Below are 10,466 nucleotides of genomic sequence, written 5' to 3'. Positions count from 1 at the left end.
CTATAACCCGATTTATAGAGAATACTCTATATCTCAAAGTCAACAAGGAAAAGACCGTAGTGTCGTATGTGCGAGGAATGAAATACCTCGGCTACTCCTTTTATGTAATGAACGGCAAATACCAACTCACGGTACACCCAAAGTCCAAAGCCAAGATGAAGTCAAGGCTAAAAAAACTGACAAGTCGCAGTAATGGATGAGGACACGCCAAGAGAAAGCAAAAGCTGAAAGAATACATAAGAGGTTGGGTAGGTTACTATCACCTTGCCAATATGAAATGTCTCCTACTTGACACTGATGAATGGTTAAGACGTAGAATACGCATGTGTATATAGAAAGCTTGGAAGAAAGTCAGGACAAAAGTGGCAAACCTCATCAGATATGGTATCAATCAATACCAAGCATACGAATGGGGTAATACTCGCAAGAGTTATTGGCGAATAACTGATAGTCCTATATTAACAAGGGCGATAGATAACAATAGACTACGCTCAGCTGGGTATGCGACTTTAATGGGGTCGTATCTCGAATGGCACCCAAAATAGGAATCGCCGTATGCGGAACCGCATGTACGGTGGTGTGAGAGGTCGGTGAACACGAAAATAGGAAATAAACACCTATGATTAGTGTTTACCTCCTACTCGATTATAATAATCGTCGACATTTTATTTTTGAAGTCGATGCTAAAATATGATATACAATGTATAAATACTATCTATTCTTTTTCTTGCTGTTTGTCACAATAACAGACATTACAGCACAAACAGACAGTACCAAGACCGAAAAACTGCCAGAAGTTGTTGTTACTGCTGATGGTCAAATTGAAATGAGCAACAAGGCATTGTTGATACCAACTCAACTTGAGAAAAAACATTCTACAAATGGTTTTAATCTACTATATCTTATGCAGACTCCTGACTTGGAAGTATCGGCACGCACTCGTAGCATTACTACTCATAGTGGAGGAGAGGTTGTATTGTGTATTAATGGAATGGAGGCATTGCCAGAAGATGTAGCATCTCTTAGTGCAAAGAACATTCGTACAATAGAGTATATAAGAACTCCAAGCGGGAAATATGCAGGTAAAGCAGGATTGGTTAATTTTGTAACTGTAAAAATGAATTATGGGGGCAATGTGTATTTTTCTGCAAATGAAGGATTTGCCTACAAATCGGGGGAATATTTAGCTTTTGCTGATTTTAATAAAAAACGATACACATTTTCCCTAACCGTCACTGGTGACTGGCATAGAGACCATAGCTATACAGAAGGAAATGATATGTTTGTCTTTTCAGATAAATCCGTTTTGGAACGTAATTATAAAGATGAGAGTCCGTTGAAAATAAATAATGGGCAAGCTATGCGATTGCGCTTAACCTCCATGGGGAATACCCACAGATTAAATACCTATGTTGGCTTTAATCGTCAGGCTGTGCCAAATTCCAATACCATACAGGGTATTTACTACACCGAACCATATGGTGCAACAAAGCGTACTGTTTCATATAACAGCCAATCTATAGCACCATCAGCATATGTAAATTACACATTATGGTTGCCTAAAGAGCAGGCTTTTGACGTTACAGCATCTGCTTCTATGGGGCACAATAAATACTACAGTCTGTATACAGAGACAGAACAAGCTTCATTAAATTCAAAAGTAATAGAAAATAACTATGTGCTGAATGGTAATATTCGCTATTCGAAAACTTGGAAAAATAGCCTTACTCTAGCAGGCGCATTGAGCAATGATTATAAACATTATACTGATAATTATGATGGAACAGCAATTGGAAAACAGCATCTGACTTCCAACATTACTGTTGGATTACTTCAACTCAGCAAATATAGTGAGAAATACTATTACTATATCTCTGCGGGGTTATCTAATACGGCCGTTTCTTTAAACTCCATACATGATAATTACTGTATGCCTGTTGCTTTTTATGGTGGAAACTATGTCATTAATAACAAGCACTCTTTATCGTTAAATGGTCTTTTTACACATACTTTATTTGAACCGTCACAAAAAAATTCAATGGTTGTTCCGACATCTTTTTTTGAGGCAACTTGTGGTAATCCTGACATTGCACCGATGAAAGTATTAGGAAACACCCTTTCATACAATGGACAAATTGGAAAAATTCGTTTGGCTTTATCGTATGATAGTAATATTTATTTTGACAACATAGTACATCAGTATACAGCTAATACGAATACGATTTTTGATACTCGTATAAATGGCGGAACTTTCTACGGTAATATGTTTACTGTAGGTTGTACCTATAATTTATTCAATGAGCATTTGCGTTTGAGCGCCACAGCGATTGAAGAATGTAATACATTAAAAGGGGCTACTTACGATATGTCGCACAACAGTTTTCACATAAAAGGTGGCTTGGTTTATCTTGCAGGAGAATGGATGCTTAGTTTCGATTATCAGACTCCATATAAATCACTTGATATTCGACAACCGTGGTTCATCCAATGTCGTCCTACCTATGAATGGAAAGTGAGTTGGACTCACAAGGCATTGGCTATTGAGGCTTTAGTACGCAATCCCTTTTCACGTTATGACAAGCAACATATAACAATGGATTATGGGTGTTATAATAGAAATTCGCGGATTTTTAACGAAATCAATGGGCGTAATATAAATTTAACACTGACTTACAGCCTTAGCTATGGCAAGAAATCTAAACGTGGAGAAATTGAGGTTAATAAGAATATTGATAGTGCTATCATGAAAATGTATTAATCAATGACCAAAACGATAGAAAGTCTTCATCAACATGATTCCATGCAATGTGGCATAGCCAGTTTGCAAATGGTATGTAAATATTTCGGCAGGGAATATACATTAGATTCTCTGTCGAAACTTTGCTTTGCCACAACGGAAGGTGTTTCAATGTTAGGAATCAATGAAGCAGCTAATACTCTTGGATTACATACGGCATGTGCGAGAATTTCTATCGTCATGTTAAACGAAGCTCCATTGCCCTGTATTCTCCATTGGAATCAGAATCACTTTGTGGTCTTATATAAGATTAAGAAATCCAAGAAGTTCTATGTCGCAGACCCAGGGAAGGGATTGGTTGCTTATACCTTAGACGAGTTCAAACAACATTGGATAAGCACGAACTCTAATGGTGAGGACAAGGGCATTGTTATGTTCTTGGAAACCACTCCTGCGTTCTTTACTTATAAGATGCAAGGTGAAGAGAACATCAAAGAAAAGAGGTCTTTCCGCTTTCTCTTTGGGTATGTGAAGAAATACCGCAAGTATTTCGGACAAATCATCTTGGGTCTAGTAGTCGGAAGCCTCCTGCAGCTTGTCCTGCCATTCCTTACCCAATCTATCGTGGATGTCGGTATCAAGAACCAAGAAATAGGTTTTGTTTGGCTTATACTCTTGGGGCAGTTGATGCTTACAATCAGCCGAACGGCAATAGACTTTATCCGCAGATGGTTGTTGCTTCACATTTCCTTACGTATCAACATATCATTGGTAAGTGACTTCTTCATCAAGTTATTGAAACTACCTATGTCTTTCTTTGATACGAAACTCATGGGCGACTTGATGCAGAGAATGAACGACCATAGCCGTGTGAACAACTTCCTTACTCAGCAGACGCTCAACATCGCTTTTGCCATGCTTACTTTCGTGGTATTTTCGGTGGTGCTGTTTTTCTATAACAAATTGGTGTTTGTCATTTTCTTGTTGGGAAGCATTCTCTATGGTGTATGGATGACCTTATTCTTGAAGCGAAGAAAGGTACTTGATTACGAACTGTTTGAGCAGCAAGCTATCAACAACAACAAAACTTATGAGTTTATCACCTCTATGCAAGAAATCAAGTTGCAGGATTGTGAGCAGCGCAGAAGATGGGAATGGGAGGACACGCAAGCAGACCTATTCGGGGTACAGATGAAATCACTCAAACTCCAACAGACACAGGAGGCTGGAAGTATCTTCATCAATGAGGTGAAGAATATCATCATTACGGTAGTTGCAGCTACTGCCGTGATTCATGGGCAAATGACACTCGGTATGATGCTTGCCGTGCAATACATCATCGGACAGCTCAACTCACCAGTGGAGCAACTGATGAACTTCTTCTATTCTCTGCAAGATGTGAAGATTAGCTTGGAGCGAATCAATGAGATTCACCAGATGGATGATGAGAATGGAAAGGAAGGCTTGCTAACTTCTATTGAAGATAAGAATGAGGGCATTGACATCAAGAGCATCATGTTCAAGTACGACCAACATGCTTTGCGCAAAACCATAGACGATGTGAGTATTCACATTCCGCAAGGTAAGGTAACAGCCATCGTTGGCGCATCTGGCAGTGGAAAGACCACCCTCATCCGTTTGATGCTTGGTTATTATCCTGTCTTGGAGGGAAAAATCAATATTGGAAATACTGACATCAACAAACTCAACAAAAAGTGGTGGCGCAGACAATGTGGTGTTGTCATGCAGGATGGTGTTATATTCTCGGAGAGTATCGCAAGAAATATTGCTGTTGATGATGGCGATATAGATAAGGAAAGGTTGTTGAAAGCTGCCGAGATAGCTTGCATCAAGGATTACGTGATGGCTTTGCCTCTGAAGTTCAACACCAAGATTGGGCGTGATGGTGTGGGACTGAGCCAAGGACAGAAACAGCGTATCTTGATTGCAAGGGCGGTTTACAAGAATCCCGACTATATATTCCTTGACGAGGCTACAAACTCGCTCGATGCCAACAATGAGAAAAGCATCGTGGAGAACTTGGATATGTTCTATAAGGGCAAGACTGTTGTGATTGTGGCTCATCGCCTAAGCACGGTGAAGAATGCCGACCAAATCGTGGTCATCGACCATGGAAAAGTGGTTGAGATAGGCAACCATGAGTCTTTGACCGCCAAGCGAGGGGCATACTATAATCTTGTGAAGAATCAGTTGGAATTGGGAAACTAAAATGTTTTTGACATGGAACAGAAAGAAACAGAATCAGATAATATCGAGTTGAGAAGCGAGAAGGTGAGGAACGTGATAGGTAAAGTTCCTCCTCGCCTCGTCAGCTTGGGAACGGTTGTCATTACGATAATAGTCCTCGCCCTCGCAGTTGCTTTCTACAAGAAACCTTATCCTATATCCATAGAGGCTAATGGTGAGGTCATTAATCAAAGGACAGTACAAGTGTTTGTGCCATACAAGTATTTGTATCTTTTCGATGAGCCAAGGACGGCTTATATATCTTTCGAGGGCAACGAAAATGCATCTTATAACTGCAACATCACAAGCCATAAAGCCAGGCTCATACATAGGGAAGATGGAAACTATTTTATGGCAATAGCCACAGTGAGTACACAGGGACAAAATACCTCAATGTTGCAACAGCACATGAAAGCCTATTGCAGAATCATCGTCAGTAATAAAACGTTATGGCAGCAGGTATTCGGATAAACTATATCCGAATACCTGCTGCCATAACGTTTTATTACCGTCTACAACATACAAATCCTATTTTCCTAACATTGATAACTGACCAAAGATGGATTGGGCAATCACAGCACGATACTAACGTTGGGTGTTATGATTTATCAGCATTCACTCTTGTCTATCCCTAAGGGATTTTGTCAGTTGTACTGCTTGTTGTTGCAGTCTAATAAGAAGTTGGGAATAGGTTTCGAGTTTGCTGAGCAGTTGTTGCGCAGTGGCGACAGAATGATAAGTCTTGAGGGCTTTCACGGCTTCGTTGTACAGCACGCCTATCTTATGAGTCATAGAAACGATTTCGGAGAGTTTCTCCAAGTAAGGCTCTTTTGCAGGGTCTTGGGTGATGACCTTAAAGGCTTCACCTAAAAGTCTTGCTCGGACAAAATCACTTTTCGTTTTTGCTCCCGACTTCTGGTAGAGTCTGATAAGCTTCTGCTGGTCTTCGGAATTAGGTGTTCTGATGTGCCATCTATCCCATCGTGGGTAGGTGGCACATCTGCCGTCTGGCTTCTTTTGTTTTTGCTTCTTCATTGCTTTCTAATCACGACTTTGGAGTGATTTAATCCCCCTTTCGGGGCAAGGGTCTTTGTGGTACAAACGGCAGTTTGTGGTACAAAGACACACCTTGCCAGTATAAAGAAAGAGATAGTTTGTTATGTTCCATAAAGTAACTTTTCTGGGGCGCTTTTGATAGACGAGAGTTCAAAGTTCAAGAAGTAAATCAAGAGATAAGTTTAGACTAATTTCTTGACTTACTGACTTTATGAGCTGACATATTTTTGACTAAAGTTAATTTTGACTTAGGTCGAAACTATTTTTTTGACCAAAGTCATAACTGACCATTTTACTTAAGTCGCGACTGATTTCTTAACTTAACTCATAACTTACCTGTTTGCGGTATTGGATTATAATACTTTTCAAGCATTGTTTGTATGTCGCTCTGTTTGTAAAGTATCTTTCCTCCGATTTTGTAGAAAGGAAGTATTCTTGCATTTCTGTACTCTTGGAGCGTACGTGTGCTGAGCCGTAAGTGGCTGCACACTTCCTCGCTCGAAAGGTAAACCTCGCCATCTAACATCGGACGAGCTGTGGCACAATACCGCTCCAACTTCTTCAAAGTGCCTTCCATCAGTTGTGAAAACAACTGCATCTGAGGGTCTTCCTGCGTAATGATTTCATTCTCCGACATAATTCATTCATTCTTTGATTTCAATCCTTGACTGCATTCAGCATTTCACTGATGTCGGTCTGTTTGTAATAACACTTGTGTCCAATCATTGAGAAAGGGATTTTCCCCGTATCCCGATAGAATTGCAGGGTACGTTTGCTGATACCCAAACGCTTGCACACGGCTTCGTTGTCGAGCCATTGCTCGGTCTCAGGAGGATTACCGATGAGTTTCTCCACACGATGGATAAAGTCTGCAAATTCGGAGCGATGTCGCTCCCACGCTTTGCGGTCGATGATAATGAGTTTCATTGCCTTAATTTTGTTTTGATTACTTTATTGTTACTCAGCAAACAAACTGTTATGCAGTCCATTGCCGTACTTCTCGGGTGCAAAAGTAAACCCTCGGAAGCACCGCTACAAGAAATGAGGATAAGCAGGGAAATAGAGGGAAAGCAATAGAAAAACAAAGGAAATTCGTCTGTGTTATTGCGGTAATGAGATGAGGTGCCGGCTCGTTCCTTTTATTATTTTGTTGTTTTATCGATAATTCGATAGTTCGACAAATCGAGATGTCGAAGTGTCGATAGATAGTTTTATCGATAGATTATTTTGACGATATATAGTTTTGACAACAGATAGTCATGACAACAAATTGTACAAACAATAGATAGTCCGTATTATCGTCAGTCCTATCTGTTGTTAGTTGTTATGCCTTGCGTCCAAAGAGCCTGAGTATGCCGTATTCTTGTCGTGCCTATACTCTCTACGGCAGCCCTGCCCTGCAAGGTTGGGAGAGATGAATACGACCGCATGGATATAGAAAATGGCAATACCACCTTGAAACAGAAAAATCCTGCGGTGGAGATTCTTCTCTCCATCCGCAGGACTCGACCTTTCAGGGCAGACAGGCTGCCGTTGTACCTTTGCACGATAAGAAACGGCATCAGGAACTTTGCGTGCGCCTTTGCCTACAACGCCTTCGGGCTTGCTTCCTCCGTCTGTTTGACCGTTGGCAGGTTGTTGCTCTCGATGAGCAGCACTATCGTGCCTGTCAGTTCGGTGTAAAGACGGTCGTATTGCTCGTCAGAAGCAAATGTGTCCGTCAAACCGAACTTGTCGAATGTGGCTTGAATAGCCTTGTTCGACAACAGTATAGGTACGAGTTTCTCTGGGAGCGGTGCAGGAAGTTCCCTCTCAAACTCGTCCTCTAAGACAGAAACAAGGGTATCGTACTTTGAGAAATGCAGTCCACTGAAAAGCACTTCACTTGCTATTCTTTCTGCTTCTAAATGATTAAAACCTTGCGCCACGGCATCGCAGTAGGCGGTCAGTGCCATATCGGCTCTTGCCGTGATAAACTCCTTGTCTCCCAATCGCTCGGGGTGATGTTCATTCATATAGCTTTCCAACTTCAATCGGAAGAAGGAAAGTTCCTTTTTGTTCTTCTGTTTCATTGTTCTTCTTGTTAAAAAGTTAGACTTCTTTTTTGATTCATTCATTACGGCTGTTACAGCCCAATTATGGGACTTGACTTTTTCGGTGTTCTTGACGGACACAGCCGTAAGGCTTTACGCAGTACCCTTGTATGCTCACTACCCATCAGGGGTTGCATTTCCTTGGCAATCTTGCTCTTGGTCACCCGTGCATAAATCTCGGTCGTGGAGATAAAGCGATGCCCCAACATCTTGCTCACCGTCTCTATCGGAAGTCCATTCTCCAGACAGATGGTCGTGGCAAAGGTGTGCCGTGCGGTGTGTGAGGTCGCTTGGGTATGCGGTGGCAGTCCTGCCTTAATACATATCTCCTGAATAGTTCTATTGAAATTACTGTTGCAGGGAAACTCTCGAAAGAAAAGCCCCTCCCTTCGTCCGTGGCTCACAATGGCGAGTATTTTCTCGGCAACGGGCAGCAACGGGACAATACTTCTGTTCTGTGTCTTTGTTCGGCAGAGGGAGATATACCTGCGTTCATCACCGAGCGTATAAACATCATCCATTCTGAGTTTCTTCAAATCGGAGAATGCCAGCCCCGTAAAACATCCCAAGAGGAAAATAAGTCTGCAATGGTTGTCTGTCGAGCGGTGCGGACGGTAAGCCAAGAGTTTTTGAAGGTCGTCCGCCGTAAGTGCATTGCGCTCGTAGGTAGGCGTTTCTATGTCTATGAGTTCAAAAGGGTCTTCACGAACGTATCGCTCCTGCAATGCCTTGCGAATGACCTGATGCAAGTGGCGTAGGCGGTTGCCGACACTGCTTTCCTTGTTTCCCAAGTCCCGAAACATGAAAAGGCGATAGTCCTCAAGGAAAGTCTTGTCCACCTCTGTGGGCATACAGTCTGCCCAGTCCCTTACTTGCAGGAAATGAACAAAACTCTTGTAGCTGTCCTTAAAAGCCCTGACGGTCGCCTTGCTTAGTGTTCTGCCCTGCAAATCCTCCTTTTCTTTACAGACGGTTTGGTATAACTCCGTAAGTGTTGGCATAGGGCGACTTTGCTGCATATAACGCTCCTTGAGGTATTCCGCCGTGATATAGTTTTCTTCCCTTAATGTACGTTCATAGAGTGAATGCAAGCACTCTTCGATTGAGTTCAGTTGCAGATTGATGCCGCTTGAATTACCTGCTGTCGCCTTGATGCGCCCTTTTCGGGCAAGCCACTCATCGGGGGAAGTTTGCAACTGCGTGGAAAACGATGAGGACGTGCCGTTGCAGGTGATACGGCAACGGATTATGCATACTCCGTGTTCATTGGTCTTGCTTCTATCTATGTAGAATAGTATGGCAAATGTACTTTTCATTGTTCTGCGGTTTTAGTTGGTCAGTTGATAATGTGCGAGTTGTGGAAGTATTTTCTCCATGTCCAGAAAGACACGCTCGGGAGAAGTCTCCGCATACACTTGCGTGGTTTTGATTTGGCTGTGTCCGAGCATTTTCGATACGCTCTCGATGGACACGCCTTCTGAAAGCGTCATCTGCGATGCGAAGGTATGCCTTGCCATGTGATAGGTCAGCGTTTTCTGAATACCGCAAAGCCGTGCTATCTTTTTGAGGTGTATGTTCAACGTGTCACAGCCCGGTATGGGCAGCAGATACCCTTTTGGGGGTTCGTGGCGGAACGCCCTCGTATGAATGCCCTTGTACCGCTCAATGATGGCGGATGCTTCGGGTAATAATGGAATGTGGCATACATTGCCCGTCTTCACTCTCGGCTTGCGTATCCAATCCATATCAGACTCGTGGATGATATGCTCTGCCGTGAGGTGGTACACATCCGTGTAGGAAAGCCCTGTATAGCACGAAAAGAGAAACATATCCCTCGACACCTGCTCGTAGCCTTGCAGTTCGTTATCGGTTAATGCCGCAATCTTGTTTACTTCCTCCCTTGTAATGTATCGGGGTGTTCCAACGTCCCAGCGGATGGAATGACCGATAAAAGGATAGGTGTCTATGATGTGCCGTTTATGCAGGTCTTTGAGCAAGGAAGCCAGCATGGAGAGATAACCAGCCGAAGTGTTGAGCTTGAATCCCTTTTCTTTGGCGAAGTAGTCCTCCAAGTCTTTGATGAGGACTGTGTCCACTTTCTGTACGGGAATATCGTCCACATGGTAGCGACATCTCAAAAATTCAGACAGATGCTTGCGGAAGAGCAGCAGACATTTCAGTCTTCTTTCGCTGCGATCTATGCCAACTCGCTCACGGAAGCGGTCAATATACTCATCCGCATGATGAAGCAGCCCTTGCGACTCGCTGTTTAACCCGAATACAAGTTCCCTTATCTTCCCTGCCGTGACAGTGTTGTTCAACTTGCCCGAAAG

At 42.6% G+C, this 10,466-nt stretch carries 10 protein-coding genes and 1 pseudogene; 4 read left to right on the top strand and 7 right to left on the bottom strand.

The annotated features are described in order from the left end of the window. The 4 genes and pseudogenes from DEM91_RS12635 to DEM91_RS10975 form a co-directional block, all read left to right on the top strand. A pseudogene (locus DEM91_RS12635) lies at positions 1 to 545 on the top strand (group II intron maturase-specific domain-containing protein); the annotation flags it as partial. Positions 546 to 700: 155 nt separating this feature from the next. Continuing rightward, positions 701 to 2,758, top strand: a complete 2,058-nt coding sequence (locus tag DEM91_RS10985; protein ID WP_036929043.1) for a hypothetical protein — start codon at positions 701 to 703, stop codon at positions 2,756 to 2,758. A 3-nt stretch (positions 2,759 to 2,761) separates the two neighbouring features. Next, positions 2,762 to 4,966 carry a peptidase domain-containing ABC transporter gene (locus tag DEM91_RS10980; RefSeq protein WP_036929038.1) on the top strand — a complete coding sequence of 735 codons (2,205 nt, stop codon included), beginning with the start codon at positions 2,762 to 2,764 and terminating at the stop codon, positions 4,964 to 4,966. Positions 4,967 to 4,978: 12 nt separating this feature from the next. Beyond that, positions 4,979 to 5,455, top strand: coding sequence for a hypothetical protein (locus DEM91_RS10975; RefSeq protein WP_249858953.1), 477 nt, complete (start codon positions 4,979 to 4,981; stop codon positions 5,453 to 5,455). 144 nt (positions 5,456 to 5,599) lie between these two features. Here the strand turns inward: DEM91_RS10975 and DEM91_RS10970 are convergent, their stop codons facing one another. The 7 genes from DEM91_RS10970 to DEM91_RS10940 all read right to left on the bottom strand — a co-directional run. Next, the gene (locus tag DEM91_RS10970; RefSeq protein WP_249858952.1) at positions 5,600 to 6,019 is read right to left on the bottom strand and encodes a hypothetical protein; all 420 of its coding nucleotides are present in this window, start codon (positions 6,017 to 6,019) and stop codon (positions 5,600 to 5,602) included. A 346-nt stretch (positions 6,020 to 6,365) separates the two neighbouring features. Then, complete coding sequence (locus DEM91_RS10965; protein WP_249858951.1) at positions 6,366 to 6,677, bottom strand: helix-turn-helix domain-containing protein; 312 nt, start codon at positions 6,675 to 6,677, stop codon at positions 6,366 to 6,368. A 20-nt stretch (positions 6,678 to 6,697) separates the two neighbouring features. After that, positions 6,698 to 6,967 carry a helix-turn-helix domain-containing protein gene (locus tag DEM91_RS10960; RefSeq protein WP_249858950.1) on the bottom strand — a complete coding sequence of 90 codons (270 nt, stop codon included), beginning with the start codon at positions 6,965 to 6,967 and terminating at the stop codon, positions 6,698 to 6,700. Positions 6,968 to 7,347: 380 nt separating this feature from the next. Further along, positions 7,348 to 7,602, bottom strand: a complete 255-nt coding sequence (locus DEM91_RS10955; RefSeq protein ID WP_249858949.1) for a hypothetical protein — start codon at positions 7,600 to 7,602, stop codon at positions 7,348 to 7,350. 24 nt (positions 7,603 to 7,626) lie between these two features. After that, the gene (locus tag DEM91_RS10950) at positions 7,627 to 8,112 is read right to left on the bottom strand and encodes a DUF1896 domain-containing protein (RefSeq protein WP_249858948.1); all 486 of its coding nucleotides are present in this window, start codon (positions 8,110 to 8,112) and stop codon (positions 7,627 to 7,629) included. 53 nt (positions 8,113 to 8,165) lie between these two features. Further along, positions 8,166 to 9,449 carry a site-specific integrase gene (locus DEM91_RS10945; protein WP_249858947.1) on the bottom strand — a complete coding sequence of 428 codons (1,284 nt, stop codon included), beginning with the start codon at positions 9,447 to 9,449 and terminating at the stop codon, positions 8,166 to 8,168. A gap of 12 nt (positions 9,450 to 9,461) precedes the next feature. Beyond that, a partial coding sequence (locus tag DEM91_RS10940) for a site-specific integrase (protein WP_249858946.1) occupies positions 9,462 to 10,466 on the bottom strand: 1,005 nt, incomplete at its 5' end.

Origin of the sequence: Prevotella sp. TCVGH, assembly GCF_023522295.1 — a bacterium.
Lineage (GTDB): Bacteria > Bacteroidota > Bacteroidia > Bacteroidales > Bacteroidaceae > Prevotella > Prevotella timonensis.
This window is presented reverse-complemented; position numbering and strand designations above follow the sequence as displayed.